The following is a 17,224-nucleotide window of genomic DNA, read 5'->3' as shown; positions in this document are numbered from 1 at the left end:
GATTCTTCATATAACCAAAATCAATACCTGAAATTGTAACCAATAATTTTTTATTACTAAGGAGATGAGACAAAGGATGCCTGTATAAACAAAGCAAAAGCACTTCTGAAAATATTTTGCTTCTAATTAAAATTTAAGGCGAAGAATCCCATCAAATGAGAATCTTCGCCTTTTAGAATATTATTTATAGAGATTATCTGAAGAAAAATCATATACGAAACTTCTTATAGGAGCGTTTCTAATGTAATGGCCTTCGTTTGTAATGGCCTTCCTTAGGCTTCTTCCTTTTCACCTATGGATAATACAAGGTTTAATAAGATACCTACTACAGCAGCTGTTGCAATAGCAGGGAATTTCATGCCGAACATGGGAATCATACTTGCTTCAAATCCAAAACTTCCGCCTAATCCAATAATTAAGATTACTGCAATAACAGCCAAGTTCTTGGATTTAAACATATCTACTTTCTTATCCATCATAATAGTGATACCCTGTGCAGCAATAACACCAAACAGATAGATGGACAAGCCACCGATAACGGCCTTTGGTATAGAGTATACAACATTTATTAATGGTGTAAAGCAGGAAATAATCATAGTAATAATTGCGGCGGCAATCAGTACAGGAACGGAGAAGATTTTGGATAAAGCCATGGCACTAATATTTTCACCATAGTTTGTTCCAGCGGGACCGCCGATAAATCCGGATACAATATCTCCAATACCATCGCCAATTAAGTTAAGACCAAGTTTGTCTTCAATGTCGTATTTCTTTTTAGAACCTTTTTTCTTAGCTAAATCATTTACATAAATATCAAGCTGATAAATATGAGCGGTTGATTCGGGAATGGTTGCAATGGCAATTGGCATAATTGCAGCAATTGCGGCCCAAGAAGGCTTTGGCAACGTAAAGATTGGAAGGTTAAGTATAGAATTACTGGTAATAGTATCGAATGTGATAAATGGGATACCAGTAACGCCTCCAATGATTGCAGCAGTAGCATAACCCGTAAAAAGGCCAAAAAGAATAGGCAGCTGACTCAGCTTACCTTTTAAGTATACCGAATATATAATTGTTGAAAATAATGTAACTAATGAGATAACCCAAGCCATATTACCGGCTAAACCAACCTGGTTTGCTGCTACTTCAGGGAATACGGAAGCATCAGTCATTGCATTTCCTGCTAGGGATAATCCGATTATAATAGAAATACTTCCTGTAACAGTGGGGGGAAGGACTTTGTCGATAGTGGATTTTCCGCAACGTTTGATAATCAAACCTGCAATAATAGAAACAAAACCAGACATTACAATACCAAATTGTGCAACTGAGATTTTTTCATTAAGAGAATAAGTAGTAAATGCTTCTGCACTCATGATAGAAGCAATAGCAGCGATATAAGAAAAACTGGAACCATAATATAAAGGAATTTTTCTGCCGGTAACAAGGATAAAAGCTAAAGTAGCCAACCCGCTGGCAAATATGGTAGTAGAAACGTGGAAACCAGTAATAAGAGCAACCAGTACAGTTGCCGGAAACATAACGACAATTTGCTGTAGAGCAAATAAAATAAGTGGAATAAATGGTGGGCGCTCATCAGGTAAATAACCCACGGTTTGATTTTGTTGTGACATAGTTGTGTACCTCCTTAAATTTTTTATATTTTGCCATAAAGTTATATGTTTGTAAAGAGGAAAAACGAAAATATTTTTATTAGTTTTTAATTTACTAAAGATGGATAAAACAGGCTGCGCAATTGACTTATAATTCACCTAAATCCAGTGAATTGGCTAATTTCTTTGAAATATAATTTGATTTATTTTTCTATTGACAAAGTGGGTATATGAGTATATACTGTGCATAGTTAGTATGTACAGTATAACAAAAGTGATTTGAAAAAGTAAATTCAATTAAACTGAAAATCAATCATGAATTAAAAGCTAAATAGATGAAAGATAAAAGCATAATCTGAAACAACATGATTGAGAATAAACGGAAGCAAATTACAAATAGAACCGAGGTGAATACGTGGAGATCATTATAAGCAATTCCAGCGGTAAGCCAATCTATGAACAAATTACATCCCAAATAAAAGGCTTAATTATGAGCGGAGAATTACCGTCCGGAGAGCCTTTACCGTCTATTCGTTTATTGGCAAAAGAATTAAGGATTAGTGTTATTACAACAAAAAGAGCTTATGAAGAACTGGAAAGAGAAGGCTTCATTACAACCATAGTTGGGAAAGGGAGCTATGTGTCAGAGAACAACACGGAACTTGTAAAAGAAGAACAGCTTCGAAAAGTTGAAGAAAATATGGAGAATGCAATTGACTATGCAAAACAGGGAGGTATTACCCTGGAAGAATTACATGAGATATTAGATATGATATATAAGGAGGACTAAATCATGGATTATGCTTTGGAATTAAATGGAATTTCTAAGAGCTATAAAAACTTTAAACTGGATAATATTACATTTAAAGTACCCCAGGGCTGCATTATGGGATTCGTAGGTGAGAATGGCGCAGGGAAAACTACGACTATAAAAACCATATTAAATTTAATACATGCGGATAAAGGAAATGTTCGTATTCTGGGTATGGATTATGTGAAAGACCAGCTGGCTATCCGAAACCAGATTGGAGTGGTTTTTGATGAAAGCTTTTTTCATGAGAATCTAACGTTAATGGATATATCCAAAATCATGAAACACATCTATTCCAATTGGGAGGATGAAACATTTTTCCGATATGCAAATACCTTTAAACTGCCAAAAGATAAGATAGTAAAAGAATATTCCCGGGGTATGAAGATGAAATTATCCATTGCAGTTGCCCTGTCCCACCAGGCAAAACTCCTAATTCTGGATGAAGCGACCAGTGGATTGGATCCTATCGTGCGAGATGAAATCTTAGATATATTCCTGGAATTTATACAGGCTGAAGATCATACTATATTTATTTCTTCTCATATTACAAGTGATTTAGAGAAGGTAGCAGATTATATTACCTTTATACACGATGGGAAAATTATATTAAGTGAAAGTAAAGATAATCTGACAGATAATTATGGTATTGTGAAATGTAAAAAAGAAGATTTTGAGAAATTGGATAGAAACCATATTATTGGCACACGGAAAAATCAATTTGGATATGAAACTATGATAGACAACAAGAGAGAAATTATAAAGCAGATGAATCAGAAAAAATACAGTAATGAATTTTATTTGGATAATATAACAATTGAAGAAATTATTTTATTTAAAGTAAGAGGTGAATAGTATGAGTGGATTAATATTAAAGGATATACTTAACTTAAAAAAGTATATGAAACAAATGGGGATTATTCTGATCGTGTATCTTTTTATGTCTATTAGTTTTAAAAACCCTAACTTAATAGTATTTATGATGGTATTTGTAACAACCATGTTGATAGTTACTTCAATGGCTTATGATGAAAGTACGAAGTGGGATAAATATGCATTGACCATGCCCATTACGAAAAAGGATCTGGTAAAGTCAAAATACGTATTGTTAGTACTTTTGGCCTTAGCCGGAGGAGTGATCTCATTAATTTCAGCCTTCATTTTATCCAAATTCATAGGAGTGAGTGATTACGAAGAAATGCTCCTGACCAGTGCTGGTGTCGTATTAGCCTCACTGCTTTTGTTCAGCATAATTATACCTATTATATTTAAAATGGGTACGGAAAAAACCCGTATTATTATGATTATATTGTTTGCGGTACCTACCATATTAATCACCGGGTTTTCCAAAATATTTAAAGATTTAAATATGCCACAGCTTACCGCCGAACAGGTCAAATACTTAGTTTATGCCTCACCTTTTATTGTATTGCTTATCGTATTTCTATCATATAATTTATCGGTTTCTATATTAAATAAAAAGGAATTTTAATATATTTTCCTTTTATGTAAAATACTATAACAAATCAATACCGTTTTACTAAATACACCCTGAGCCTGCAAGGCGAAGAATGCAATGGTTATGTAGCAATTCTTCGTTTCACAGGCTCAAGTTATATGGAATACCAAATTTTTAATATTCTATTCATTCTATCAATAACTTCTCTCAAAATCAATCAAATTTCTGGGCAGCTCTTTTCCTTCCACATAAGCTCTCAGATTTTCTTCAAATATAGTAAATAACCGGCTATTGAACTTAGGCAATAATCCGGAAATATGGGGAGTGATTAAAATATCTTCCCTTTCCCAAAGAGGATTATCAGCAGGTAACGGTTCTGCCTCAAAAACATCCAGTGCTGCAAAGGCCAGCTGTCCTTTCTCTAAAGCTTCAACTAAGTCAACAGTATTAACAGATTTACCTCTGCCAACATTAATGAATATGGCAGTTTTTTTCATTCTCGAGAAAATGGTTCGATCAAAGAAGTAAGTAGTCAGTGTAGTCAGTGGAAGGATATTGACAACAACATCTGCTTCTTCCACATGGTTTATAAAATCAGACTGTTTTATAATAACATCCATATGTTCCACAGCCTTACCTGTACGGTTTACCCCTACAGTTTTCATCCCAAAAGCTTTTGCAAGTTTTGCCACTTCAATACCAATGCGTCCTGCTCCTACTATCATCATAGTGCTGTTCTGTAATTCCATGATATTTTCTCTGTCTCCCCATTTTTTCAAGGGTTGATCTTTAATAGCTCCTATAATGCCTCTGGTATAAGACAAGAGCATGCCAAATACAGATTCTGAGATTACCTTTCCATGAAGACCGCTGCTGTTAGTTAATATAATGTGCTTTGCTTTCATAAGGCTTTGGTCTACAAAATCAACACCTGCCGTGTGTATCTGCACCCATTTTAACTTGCTGGAAGGACTATGCAAAATGGTATTGCCTATTTTACCGTTCCATCCATACAGAATCTCTATGTTATCTAAGGGAAAATCGGGGATTTCCTTCGTGAACCCATCCACAATCTCGTAATCGGGAGCAATGGTCTGCAACCGCTTAATTTGCTCCGGAGTCGTTGTTTGTAATAGCAAAATACCTTTTTTGTTCATGTGATACCTCCTCTTTGGATTATAACTTTATTGTATCTGAAATAACATAATTTGCAAAGGCAAAATGAAAATATTGTGTTTGGATAATTTAGAACTATTTTTAAATTAATGATTGGATAAAAATTTTGAATTTACGTATTTGTAAATTTCCCAAGTTGTGATATGATAACTTTATATGAGTGGAAGAAGACCAAGTATAGCTGACGTAATAATGGGATTGTCGGGCAGTGTAAAATGGCAGGATAATTCCACTTTCAAATGGACAGAAAATGACCAATGCTAAAAGGTACTTAGTAACAAAAACATGAAAATGAAAGTCCCTGAAATCAGCAGGTTTCATTTTCATGTTTTTTATGTGGAGGTGTTGATATGAGTGAAGCAACGGATACTAATATGAACCAGGAGGTATTGGAGGAAAATCATAAAATTAAAACGGATACACCATTTTTACCTTTACTTTATGCAATGGATACTTTTAGCCGTTCCCATAATGACAGTCAGATGCCTTTTATCTTTGCCATAGATGGTTTGTGCGGAAGTGGAAAGACTTCTTTAGCCAAAGAACTAAGTAATATTTATGACTGTAATGTTTTTCATATGGATGATTTTTATCTTCCTTTCGAAATGCGGACAAGGGAAAGGTTGGAACAGCCCGGGGGAAATGTGCATTATGAAAGATTTAATGAAGAAGTCCTTATCCCTTTGCTGAAACAAGAGACCATAACCTATGCTCCCTTTCAATGTTTTGCGGGAAATTACGGAGAACCAAGGATTATAAAACCCAAAGCCATAAATATAGTGGAAGGTTCCTACAGCCTTCATCCATATTTAAGCCGTTTTTATAACTGCAAAGTATTTTTAACAATTAATAAGCAGGTGCAAATAAGTAGAATACGTAAAAGAAGCGGAGAAGAGAAGCTTAGCCAATTTCTTGATAAGTGGATTCCTATGGAAAATAGGTATTTTACTGAATTACATATACAAAGCAGCAGTGACTTGGTTATGGATACTTCTGATTTATGGTAATGAATTGCACCTATAAATTCAACCTGTTAGAATAAATAGCAATAGTATGCAGAACTAAGATATTCAAAAGAAACTAAAAAATATAAATTTATGGAGGAAATATATTTGAGACCAGTAAACACCCAAAAACTTATTTACACAGCTGTATGCATAGCCATAGGCCTTATTTTACCCCAAATAATTAAACTAATCCCTGTTGCTAATATTGGAGCCATTATATCACCAATGCATATCCCTGTATTACTTAGCGGATTCTTGTGCGGAGTACCCTTCGCTGCCTTCTGTGGTATAATCTTACCCCCTTTGGCTTTTGTATTAACAGGAATGCCGCCTATTTACCCGGTTGGTATCTCTATGATATTTGAGCTTGGAACCTATGGTGCTTTAACTGCTGTATTATACCGTATCACGAAAGGTAAGATTTATCCTTCCTTAATCGGAGGTATGTTAGGGGGAAGGGTAGTTATGGGAATTGCTAATGCCATAATATTTGGAGTGGCTGGTAACTCTTACGGATTATCTGCATTTATTTCCGGGGCATTTATCAATGCAATACCTGGAATTGTGATTCAGCTTATTGTGGTGCCGGCTATTGTGTACGCTCTTAAAAGGGCAAGACTTATTCCTGCCGTGGAGTAAAATAATAACATGAATTAACTAAAGATAAACTGCTCATAATGCGGCAAAAGCTTATGCCGTAAAATAATAATAAATGAATTAATTAAAACAGAAGGACATAATTTAATAGTAAATATATCTTATAATTCATAAGAAAAGATAAGCATCAATAATAAAACTCAAGGGAATTTTCATATTTAACCATTTTCCTACATATGATGTAAAAATAACTTTTTTGGTGAGGAAATGGTACAAGCAAATAAAAAAAGCGAAATGTGTATACATAAGAATTCACAGGATGAGCCTAATAAAGAAGTAACAAACCAAGAAGTAACAAACCAAGAAGCAGCAAACCAAGAAGCAGCAAACCAAGAAGCAGCAAACCAAGAAGTAACAAATCAAGAAGTAATAAACCAAGAAGCAGTAAACCAAGAAGCAGTAAACCAAGAAGTAACAAACCAAGAAACGGCGAACCAAGAAGTATCCGGCACAGATTTCTCAAAAAAAGAACGACCCAAAAAAAGAAAGCCTTCCCTGAAAATTACCTTTCACAATCCCAATTCTGAAGAAGCAACAGCTTCTTTCCTGACAAAAATACTGGCAGAAAGAGTTGCGGAAGAAATGGGAAAGGAATTCCACAAATGAAAGCAGTTGCCTATTGCAGAGTATCTACCAACAAAGAAGAGCAGCTGGACAGCTTAGAGAGTCAGCAGACTTTCTTTACAGAGTATGCAAAAAGAAATGGATTAGAATTGATTCGGATTTATGCAGATGAAGGTAAAAGCGGCACAAAGATGAAGAACCGGACTGAACTGCTGGGATTGTTATCTGATTCCGGGAAGGATATGTTTGAAGTGGTATTAATTAAAGACGTTTCCAGACTGGCCCGTAATACCCTTGATTTTCTCACCAGTATCCGGAACCTAAAGTCTCAGGGCATCAAAGTCATATTTGTTAATTATGACCAAACCTCTTCAGACAGTTCAGAATTTATGTTAACCATGCTAAGTGCCATTGCTCAGGAGGAAAGTGCTAACACTTCCAAACGTGTGAAATTCGGCAAAAGACAGAATGCTGAGAAAGGAAAAGTTCCTAACTTGGTATTTGGGTATGATAAGATACCAGGGGATTATTTTCATTTGGATATCAATCAGACAGAAGCTGAGACGGTAAGACGGATTTTTCAATTGTATACAAAAGATTATATAGGAGCCAACCGGATCGCATATATTTTAAATCAGGAAGGCATAAAAACGAAACGGAATTGTAAATGGACACAGACAGCGGTTAGCAGAATATTAAATAATCCTATTTATATTGGAAAAATTGTTAATGGGAAACAGGAAGTAGAAGATTTCTTAACCGGTAAAAGAAGAACATTAGAAAAAAAACAATGGATGCTGGTTAAGAATTCCAAGCTAAAAATAATTGAAGAAGAGGATTATTTTAAAGCTCAAAAATTGTTACAAAGCCGTCAAAGGGCTTATAAGCAGACAAAGAAAAGAACTTCTGAAAAGTATATCCTTAGTCAGCTAATAGTCTGCAAGACATGTGGTTCCTCTTTTCGAAGGCTTGTAAGGCAGTATAAAAGTACCTATATAACATGGGTATGTAATGGACGTAATAGCAATGGAGTTGAATTCTGTAATAACAAAATTACTATTAATGAAGAAGAAATACTTTTAGCCATCGTAGAATACTTTAAAGGCTGTTTACAAGGAAATGCCAACTGGTATCAAGTCTTAATAAAAGAGATTAAGAGCCAGATCAGCAAAAATGCATGTGATACCGACAGTGAACAGAACCTGCTTTCTAACATAAAGAGGCTAAATAAAGAGAAAGAAAAATATATGGACATGTATACCAATGATATTATTACTCTTGAGGAACTTAAGGAAAAAACTGATTGTATTCATAAATCACTGGAATATTATCAGAAAAAGCGAAAAGGAATTCTATTGAATGGGAATTGTGATATTGAGGTAATAAAAAACATGCTGTTACCGGAGGGTATTCTTTGTAAAACGGGAGAACATTCAGGGGATAGGACGGCACTCCTAAACATCATTAATCCGGAACTATTAAATAATAACATGATAAAAAGAATTATGGAAAAAATTGAAGCGAATCCGGATGGAAGGCTTGATATTTACATAAAACATTTTTAGAATAGTTCTCATGGTATCATTACATGGATAAGGAAAGACAACTCTATATTCTAACGTTCCATTATATTACATCTATACATAAAGATGTTACAGAACGTTTAGTGCAAATTAATCCTACCCTAGCGGATAGAGCAAGAGTTGTATTGGATCTGAACAAGTCTGAAAGACATCTAAGAGGAGGTTTGGCAACGAAAGAGAAATACCTTCACAAATCAAAATACGGTCAGGTATTCTAACAATTAATGTTATATAAAATAAAAAAGAACCGGTCTGTCCGTTTTTAGGAGGACTCTGGTTCTTTTTAATATGTTTAAGAATATATATATTTTTATATAGGACAAGTTAAAAGAAGGAAAGTTTGGGAAATAGACCATAATCAGGGAGAGAAAAGTCCTGATAAATTATTAACTTAACAATACGAAACTTACCAATATACTAGGAATGTCAAGAAGTATTTACAAGAAAATGTTAAATATAAGCACCTTTGCAATGAAATATTCATAAAAATGTATAAATTATTCATTTTCGACATAAAAAGTTTATATAATTTAAAAAGATATTGTAAAGGTTAAGCAGTTTGTGATAAAATGAAAGTGCTGTGCTAGGCTGATTGTTAATTTAACGACAGACTGCGAAAAAGGATTATAAATATAAAACATAGAAAGAAGGAGTAATGAGCATGGGAGCAACTTTTAAAGGTGGCATACACACCTATGACGGTAAAGAATTAGCAAAAGACAAAGCTACTGCCTTACTACTGCCAAAGGGTGAAATGGTATATCCTATGTCACAACATATTGGGGCGCCGGCTAAGCCAATCGTAGCAAAGGGCGATTATGTGTTGGCAGGGCAAAAAATTGGAGAAGCAGTGGGTGCTGTATCAGCCAATGTAATCTGTTCTGTATCTGGTACTGTTAAAGCAGTGGAACCAAGATTGACAGCAGCAGGAACCATGGTTGAATCTGTTATTGTTGAAAATGATGGTGAATACAAAACAATAGAGAATTTTGGAGCAAAAAGAGATTATCAAAAGCTTTCAAAAGAAGAAATTAGGGATATTATAAAGGAAGCCGGAATTGTAGGTTTAGGCGGTGCGGCTTTCCCCACACATGTAAAATTTACACCAAAGGATGATAACAAAATTGAATATGTTATTGTTAACGGTGCGGAGTGTGAGCCGTATTTGACTTCTGATTATAGAATGCTGTTAGAAGAACCTGAGAAGGTTATCAGCGGACTTAAGATAGAGCTTAGTTTATTTCCTAACGCAAAAGGTATTATTGCCATTGAGGATAATAAACCGGAAGCCATTGCTAAAGTGAAAGATTTAGTTTCTAAAGAATCTAAAATTGAAGTAAGAGTGTTGAAAACCAGATATCCACAAGGTGGAGAACGTGTGCTGATTTATGCCTTAACCGGACGTAAAATTAGTTCCAGGATTCTTCCTTTTGAAGTTGGATGTATCGTGAGCAATGTGTGCACAGCTATTGCTGTACATAATGCGGTTGCAGAAAACACACCTTTGATTAACCGTATTATTACCGTTACCGGTGATGCGGTGAAGGATCCCGGCAATTTTAATGTGAGAACCGGTACGAACTACAATGAATTATTAGAAGCAGCAGGAGGATTTAAGAATAAACCTGCAAAAGTATTTTCTGGCGGTCCTATGATGGGACAGGCAATATATTCTACAGATATTCCTGTTTCAAAAACAACCTCTGGATTAGTTGCATTTTTGGAAGACGAAGTAGAAGAATTCGATACTACAGCATGTATTCGCTGCGGTAGATGCGTTGAAGTATGTCCAAGCCGTGTCATTCCTCAGAAAATGTATGAGTATGCGGCTCATTCAGATGCAGAGAATTTTGTGAAAATAGATGGAATGGAATGCTGTGAATGTGGATGCTGTTCTTATGTATGCCCAGCAGGATTAAGATTGACTCAATCCTTCAAGCAAATGAGAAAAAGTGTATTAAACAGCAGAAAAAAATAGTAAAAGAGAGGTGTCAATTTTGAGCGAATTATATAACGTATCCGCTGCTCCTCATATTAAAAACTGGGAATCTACCAGAACTATTATGCAGGATGTGGTAATTGCTTTAATTCCGGCCAGTATACTTGGTGTATATAATTTTGGGCTTAGAGCCTTAGCTGTTATTTTAGTGTGTGTTGTAGTCAGTTTATGGACTGAATATATTTATGAAAAAGGTATGAAAAAACCTGTTACTATAGGTGATTTTAGTGCCATTGTTACCGGTTTACTTTTAGCACTTAACTTACCGGCGTCTATTCCATTATGGATTGCAGCGGTTGGTAGTGTATTTGCTATATTAATTGTAAAGCAATTATATGGCGGAATTGGGCAAAACTTTATGAATCCTGCTTTGGCAGCACGTTGCTTCCTATTAATAAGTTTTGGAGCAAGAATGAATGATTTTAAGATTCCTGCCGTGAGTACGACAAAAGACCTTCTTATCCATGGAGCTATTGCAGTTGACGGTGTATCCGGTGCAACACCTTTAGCAGCATTAAAGGGCGGCACTGCAACAGATTTATTGGATATGTTTTTCGGTAATATTGGTGGAACCATTGGTGAGACAAGCGCTATAGCAATTTTAATCGGTGCTGCATATTTATTATTTAAAAGAGTTATTTCCTGGAGAATCCCGGTTACATACATTCTTACTTTTGTAATCTTTATGATTTTATTTGGTGGAAAAGGATTTGACGTTAATTTCTTATTAACTCATGTTCTTGGAGGCGGATTATTATTAGGTGCTTTCTTTATGGCAACGGATTATTCTTCCAGTCCAATAACCAGAAACGGTAAAATCCTGTTAGGTATATTCCTTGGATTAATAACCGGTGTATTTAGAACCTTTAGTAATGCAGCAGAAGGTGTATCTTATGCTATTATTCTGGGAAATTTAGTAGTTCCTTTAATTGATAAGGTAACGATGCCAAGACATTTTGGAAAGGGGACTAAGGTAAATGGCTAAGGAAAAGAAAAGTTCGATTATTAAAGATGCTCTGGTTTTGTTTGCAATAACTATAGTTGCGGGTATTTCCTTAGGCTTCGTATATGAATTGACGCTGCCTGTTATAAAGGAACAAGAGTTAAAGAAACAAACAGAGGCCTATGGCGCGATTTATCCTGATGCTGCTGAATTTGCAGCAGATGAGGACTTAACAAAGCTGGCTGAAGAAGCTGTAACAAAAGTATTAGAACCAAACGGTTTAAAAGGCAATACAATTGATGCGGCATTTGTTGCATTAGATGCTTCCGGAGAAAAAATTGGTTATGTAATGTCAATTACTTCCGGAAACGGTTACGGTGGTGCCATTACTTTATCCCTTGGCTATTCTGTAGATGGAGTGATTCAGGGAATGGAGATAATATCTATGAATGAGACACCTGGTTTTGGTGCGAAAGCCAATGAACCGGCATTTAAAGACCAGTTTAAGGGTAAGAAAGCTGATTTGATTGAATTTACCAAGTCAGGGGCAACCGCAGATAATCAAATTGATGCAGTAAGCGGTGCTACTATTACTACAACAGCAGTAACCAATGCAGTCAATTCAGGGCTTCGCTTCATTAATGAATTGGTTGAAGCAGGAAACTAGGGGGGTGAGCAGGATGAGTAAACAAAATAAAGAAAAAACAAATATATTACAGCCATTTATCAATGGCCTTATTAAAGAAAATCCTACCTTCGTGCTAATGTTAGGTTTATGCCCCACATTAGCAGTAACAAATTCTGCAAGTAATGCAGTAGGTATGGGATTGTCTTCAACAGCTGTATTGGTTATGTCTAACCTTTTGATATCAGCACTTAGAAAAGTTATTCCAGACAAAGTAAGAATGCCGGCGTATATTGTTATCGTAGCTTCCTTTGTTACAATAGTACAATTTGTGTTACAAGGATACGCTCCCGATATATATGAATCTTTGGGAATCTATATTCCATTAATCGTAGTTAACTGTATTATCTTAGGTAGAGCTGAAGCATATGCTAACTCCCATTCTATTGGTTTATCCATTATGGATGGCTTAGGTATGGGATTTGGATTTACTATTGGCTTGTTCCTGATTGGTGCTTTCCGTGAAGTGCTTGGTGCTGGTACAATTATGGGAGCTAAGGTAACTCCGGAAGCATTTGAACCTGCTAATATTTTTGTTTTAGCTCCCGGTGCTTTCTTCGTACTAGCTATATTAACAGCACTTCAAAATAAGTTTAAACTAAAATCAGCAACCAACGGATCTGTTCCCGGATCCAGCTTGGCTTGTGGCGGTGATTGTTTATCCTGTCATGGTGGTACTTGTGAAGATAACAGAGAAAAGTTAGAAACTGCAAAATCAGTGGCTGCTAAAAATAAGAAGGAGGATTAATTAAATGGGAGAATTAGTATTGCTATTCATTACATCAGCATTCGTAAGCAACGTTGTACTAAGCCGTTTCCTGGGATTATGCTCCTTTGTTGGTGTATCTAAAAAATTAAAAACTGCTACCGGTATGGGATTTGCAGTCGTATTCGTCATTGCTATTGCATCAGCGGCAGCAAACTTAATATATGACCATATTTTAGTTCGTTTTGACTTAGAATATTTACAAACTATTGTGTTTATTTTAGTTATTGCAGCTCTTGTTCAATTTGTAGAGATGGTAATTAAGAAATACAGCCCAGCCTTATATAATGCACTTGGCGTTTATTTGGCTTTAATCACTACAAACTGTGCAGTATTAGGTGTTGCGCTTACTAATGCAAAAGAAGGATATAATATTGTATATAGTATTGTTTATGGCTTAGGAACAGCCTTTGGCTATCTGGTTGCTATTGCTCTCTTAGCAGGTATTCGTGAACGTATGGAAAATAGTGAAGTGCCAAAAGCCTTCCAGGGAATGCCAATCGTATTAATTACATCTGGACTTATGGCGATAGCGTTCTACGGATTCTCCGGCTTGTCATTATAGAAGGGGGACGAGAAGATGAATATAATTGGATTATTAGAAAAAATAGCATTCGTAAATGCGGTACCTGTTCTTGCATTTAATATAAAGGGTGTTGCTGTTGCAGCAGTGCTGGTAAGTCTTACCGGTTTAATCATTGGCCTTTTATTGGGTATAGCTGCGAAAAAGTTTGAGATTAAAGTAGATGAAAAAGTATCTTTAGTTCGTGACCTTTTACCCGGCAATAACTGCGGAGCCTGCGGATATGCTGGCTGTGACGCGATGGCAGAAGCCATTGCAGCAGGAAAAGCTCCTGTAAACGGCTGTCCTGTAGCTAACAGTGGGATACATACCCAAATAGCGGAAGTAATGGGTACAGAAGCAGGAGAATTGGATAGACAAGTTGCCTTTGTAAAATGTGCCGGTACTTGTGACAAAGCCAAAGTAAAATACAATTATGTTGGTATTAAAGATTGTAAGCAGGCAGATGTGGTTCCCGGCGGCGGACCAAAACAATGTACTTATGGATGTACAGGATACGGTTCTTGTGTAAATGTCTGTGAATTTGATGCAATCCACATCGTAGATGGCATTGCATTGGTTGATAAAGAAAAATGTACTTCCTGCGGTTTGTGTATTAAAGAATGTCCTAAGAACTTAATCGAACTGGTTCCTTATAAAGCGGAAACAAAAGTGCGCTGCAATTCAAAGGATAAAGGTCCTGTTGTAAAACAAGGATGCAGTATTGGATGTATCGGATGTAAGCTTTGTGAAAAGGCTTGTCAATATGATGCAGTACATGTAAAGGATAATTTGGCATTAATCGACTACAGCAAATGTACAAACTGCGGCGAATGTGCTAAAAAATGTCCTACTAAAGTTATTCTTTCCGAATTAGCAAAGAACCCAAATGAAGCAAAAGCGGTGTAATATACATGAAAAACTCCATTGCAACAAAAACGGCTTACTATGGTGTACTTACTGCCTTAGCCCTTATATTCAGTTATGTTGAAGCTTTAATTCCTATTCCCCTAGGGGTTCCCGGCATTAAACTGGGACTTGCCAATATAGTGATTCTTATTGCTTTATATGTAATGGGAACTAAGGATGCATTTATTATTTCCTGTATCCGTATTATGCTGGTAGGTTTTACTTTCGGTAATATGTTCAGTATTTTATACAGTTTGGCAGGTGCAATATTAAGCTGGATTGTTATGGCTTTATGCAAAAAGATGAAAGGTCTTAGTATAGTTGGCGTAAGTATTGCCGGCGGAATCTCTCATAATATTGGGCAGATTGTGGTAGCGGCAATTACTATGAAAACTCCGGGTATTTTATCTTATTTACCAGTCCTGCTGATTGCTGGTACAATTACCGGACTCGTAATTGGTATATTGGTAGAGATTATTTTAAAAGTACAAACAAAGGCTTTTAAGTAGGCCGTCATATAAAATAAAGAGCTGTTCAGAGCAACAGCTCTTTATTTTATATACGAATATAACTCTGTTTTTATCAGGCATAATGTGGCATTTGACGTCATAATAGTATATTTTTTGACATTTCTCTTGTAATAAGCCGACGAATATGGTATAATTTAACATGTGAATAGTTCGTCACATTTGCCTCAGGTGTCAGTACCTAAATGGCAGCAGTATATGTTCATAAGAATCTATTATACTAAGGAGACGTTTCATGAAGATGATGAGGAAAATGAGTATTAAAGTAAAGTTATTACTAGGGTTTGCAGCAGCTAATCTTATTCTCGTTGTAGTGGGACTTTTGGGCGTTTATGGGATAGAAACACTACAAAAAAATTCAGAATTAATCTATAGTTACAACTTAAGAAGTGTGGATCAATTACACCAAGTAAAGGAAAGTCTGTTAAATATCCGTATGGAACTTCAGAATGCAGTATTATATAAGGACCCGGAACAGACTACCACAGCTGCAAGAAAAGTTCAAATCTATGCCCAGCAAAATCAAACAATATTAAAATCTTATAGCGAATTGGACTTAACAAAGGATATGGAGGAGGATTACAGTAAGCTGCAGGGACTCCTTACAGAATATCGTGATGCAAGAACCAAACTGCTGGACGAAGCCAATGCAGAGAATTATGATAAGGCGGAAGATATGATAACGGGCGTATTGGAGATAATCGGCCGTGTGGATATGGTAATTGACGGACTAATAGAGAAGAATCAGGTAATGGCGAAAGAAGATTATGATTCTAATACAACTACCTATAATAAGATTCGCATATATATGTTGATTGTTGCAGTATCCGGAGTATCTGTCAGCATGCTTATCAGTATATTCATATCCTTTGGTATATCACGGGTGGCTAAAAAAGGTTTAGCATTTGCAAGAGCTGTGGGAGAGGGAGATTTGACATATCAAGTGCAGGTAAAGAGTGATGACGAACTTGGAAAGTTAATTAAAGCACTGATACAGTCAAGAGATAATATACGTGACTTGATACATAATATTATAGAACAATCTCAGGAAGTTACTGCTTCCAGTGAAGAACTTTCAGCTACATTAGAGGAGATGTCCAGTACCTTTTCACAGATTGAAAACAATACTTCTTCTATTGTAGATAACATTCAGGAGGTTCACGCAATTACAGAAGAACTATCAGCCACAGTGGAACAGGTAAATTCCGGTGTAGCACAGTTATCTTCTGAATCTACCCAAAGCAGTGATGAATCTGTGCATATAAAAGATAGATCCATAGAAATTAAGAATAAAGGATTTGAGTCTAAATCTTTAGCAGATACCTTATATGAAGAAAAAGAAGAGAAGATTTTAAAAGCAATTGAACAAGGCAGTGTAGTAGATGAGATTATAATCTTTGCAGAATCCATTGCAGCAATTGCGGAACAGACCAATCTCTTAGCAATCAATGCTGCTATTGAATCAGCAAGAGCCGGAGAACAAGGCAAGGGATTTGCAGTGGTTGCAGATGAAATACGTGTATTGGCCGAAAAATCCTCAGGTTATGTTAAGAACATTCAAAGTGTAGTAACTAATGTAAAAGCAGCGGTTGGAAATCTTTCTGAAAACTCAAAAGATGTATTAGAATTTATTAGTAATCGTGTAAGGGAAGACTACAAATTGCTAATTGAAACCGGCAGCAGTTATGAAAAGGATGCGGCTTTTGTAAGTGATTTATCCAGGAATGTTGCTGCTATGGCGGAATCTTTGAATACATCCACAGAAGAAATCTCAGCAGTTGTCCAAACAATAGTGACTAACGTGGACAGCACTAACAAGAATTCGGATGAAATTATGTTAAGCATTGAACAGACTGCCAAGGCTATGGAGGAAGTTGCTAAGACAGCGCAGCATCAGTCAGCAATTGCTGAAGAATTAAGCCGAATGACTTCCGTATTCAAAATATAGAATATAGCAGCTTTT

The 17,224-nt window shown here is 35.9% G+C and carries 18 protein-coding genes; 16 read left to right on the top strand and 2 right to left on the bottom strand.

Annotated elements, in window-relative coordinates:
- Window positions 1-272: 272 nt before the first annotated feature.
- Window positions 273-1,634, bottom strand: coding sequence for a uracil-xanthine permease family protein (locus RT261_RS12275; RefSeq protein ID WP_313132865.1), 1,362 nt, complete (start codon window positions 1,632-1,634; stop codon window positions 273-275).
- Between the two features lie 394 nt (window positions 1,635-2,028).
- Between RT261_RS12275 and RT261_RS12270 the strand changes: the two genes are divergently transcribed.
- From RT261_RS12270 to RT261_RS12260, 3 genes are read left to right on the top strand one after another with little or no spacing between them, the layout of a single operon-like run.
- The gene (locus RT261_RS12270; RefSeq protein ID WP_313132864.1) at window positions 2,029-2,403 is read left to right on the top strand and encodes a GntR family transcriptional regulator; all 375 of its coding nucleotides are present in this window, start codon (window positions 2,029-2,031) and stop codon (window positions 2,401-2,403) included.
- Window positions 2,404-2,406: 3 nt separating this feature from the next.
- Window positions 2,407-3,279 (top strand): ABC transporter ATP-binding protein, encoded by an 873-nt coding sequence (locus RT261_RS12265; protein ID WP_313132863.1) that lies wholly within the window; start codon window positions 2,407-2,409, stop codon window positions 3,277-3,279.
- Window position 3,280: 1 nt separating this feature from the next.
- Window positions 3,281-3,916, top strand: coding sequence for an ABC-2 transporter permease (locus RT261_RS12260; protein ID WP_313132862.1), 636 nt, complete (start codon window positions 3,281-3,283; stop codon window positions 3,914-3,916).
- A gap of 161 nt (window positions 3,917-4,077) precedes the next feature.
- Here RT261_RS12260 and RT261_RS12255 read toward each other — a convergent pair whose 3' ends face one another.
- The gene (locus tag RT261_RS12255; protein ID WP_313132859.1) at window positions 4,078-5,040 is read right to left on the bottom strand and encodes an NAD(P)-dependent oxidoreductase; all 963 of its coding nucleotides are present in this window, start codon (window positions 5,038-5,040) and stop codon (window positions 4,078-4,080) included.
- 369 nt (window positions 5,041-5,409) lie between these two features.
- Between RT261_RS12255 and RT261_RS12250 the strand changes: the two genes are divergently transcribed.
- From RT261_RS12250 to RT261_RS12190, 13 genes are all read left to right on the top strand, one after another.
- Window positions 5,410-6,066 (top strand): uridine kinase family protein, encoded by a 657-nt coding sequence (locus tag RT261_RS12250; protein ID WP_313132858.1) that lies wholly within the window; start codon window positions 5,410-5,412, stop codon window positions 6,064-6,066.
- Window positions 6,067-6,171: 105 nt separating this feature from the next.
- A complete protein-coding gene (locus RT261_RS12245) occupies window positions 6,172-6,705 on the top strand; it encodes an ECF transporter S component (RefSeq protein ID WP_313132857.1) in 534 nt (177 codons plus the stop codon).
- A gap of 225 nt (window positions 6,706-6,930) precedes the next feature.
- A complete protein-coding gene (locus RT261_RS12240; protein ID WP_313132855.1) occupies window positions 6,931-7,329 on the top strand; it encodes a hypothetical protein in 399 nt (132 codons plus the stop codon).
- The gene (locus RT261_RS12235; RefSeq protein ID WP_313132853.1) at window positions 7,326-8,852 is read left to right on the top strand and encodes a recombinase family protein; all 1,527 of its coding nucleotides are present in this window, start codon (window positions 7,326-7,328) and stop codon (window positions 8,850-8,852) included. The genes RT261_RS12240 and RT261_RS12235 overlap by 4 nt, the downstream gene beginning before the upstream one ends.
- A 23-nt stretch (window positions 8,853-8,875) precedes the next feature.
- Entirely contained in the window at window positions 8,876-9,088 is a 213-nt protein-coding gene (locus RT261_RS12230; RefSeq protein WP_313132852.1) for a sporulation transcriptional regulator SpoIIID, read from the top strand.
- Window positions 9,089-9,531: 443 nt separating this feature from the next.
- Complete coding sequence (gene rsxC, locus RT261_RS12225) at window positions 9,532-10,848, top strand: electron transport complex subunit RsxC (RefSeq protein WP_313132850.1); 1,317 nt, start codon at window positions 9,532-9,534, stop codon at window positions 10,846-10,848.
- 19 nt (window positions 10,849-10,867) lie between these two features.
- The gene (locus RT261_RS12220) at window positions 10,868-11,854 is read left to right on the top strand and encodes an RnfABCDGE type electron transport complex subunit D (RefSeq protein WP_313132849.1); all 987 of its coding nucleotides are present in this window, start codon (window positions 10,868-10,870) and stop codon (window positions 11,852-11,854) included.
- Window positions 11,847-12,479, top strand: coding sequence for an RnfABCDGE type electron transport complex subunit G (locus RT261_RS12215; RefSeq protein ID WP_313132847.1), 633 nt, complete (start codon window positions 11,847-11,849; stop codon window positions 12,477-12,479). The genes RT261_RS12220 and RT261_RS12215 overlap by 8 nt, the downstream gene beginning before the upstream one ends.
- 13 nt (window positions 12,480-12,492) lie before the next feature.
- Window positions 12,493-13,245, top strand: a complete 753-nt coding sequence (locus RT261_RS12210; RefSeq protein WP_313132846.1) for an electron transport complex subunit E — start codon at window positions 12,493-12,495, stop codon at window positions 13,243-13,245.
- 4 nt (window positions 13,246-13,249) lie between these two features.
- Window positions 13,250-13,828, top strand: a complete 579-nt coding sequence (locus RT261_RS12205; protein ID WP_313132844.1) for an electron transport complex protein RnfA — start codon at window positions 13,250-13,252, stop codon at window positions 13,826-13,828.
- A gap of 81 nt (window positions 13,829-13,909) precedes the next feature.
- Window positions 13,910-14,734 (top strand): RnfABCDGE type electron transport complex subunit B, encoded by an 825-nt coding sequence (locus RT261_RS12200; RefSeq protein ID WP_313132902.1) that lies wholly within the window; start codon window positions 13,910-13,912, stop codon window positions 14,732-14,734.
- Window positions 14,735-14,739: 5 nt separating this feature from the next.
- On the top strand, window positions 14,740-15,243 hold the full coding sequence (locus RT261_RS12195) for a Gx transporter family protein (protein ID WP_313132843.1): 504 nt from the start codon (window positions 14,740-14,742) through the stop codon (window positions 15,241-15,243).
- Window positions 15,244-15,496: 253 nt separating this feature from the next.
- The gene (locus RT261_RS12190; RefSeq protein WP_313132841.1) at window positions 15,497-17,209 is read left to right on the top strand and encodes a methyl-accepting chemotaxis protein; all 1,713 of its coding nucleotides are present in this window, start codon (window positions 15,497-15,499) and stop codon (window positions 17,207-17,209) included.
- Window positions 17,210-17,224 lie beyond the last annotated feature (15 nt).

Source organism: Anaerocolumna sp., from assembly GCF_032079385.1.
Taxonomy (GTDB): domain Bacteria; phylum Bacillota; class Clostridia; order Lachnospirales; family Lachnospiraceae; genus Anaerocolumna.
Note: the sequence above shows the minus strand (reverse complement) of the source record. Positions and strands in the feature narration are given on the sequence as shown.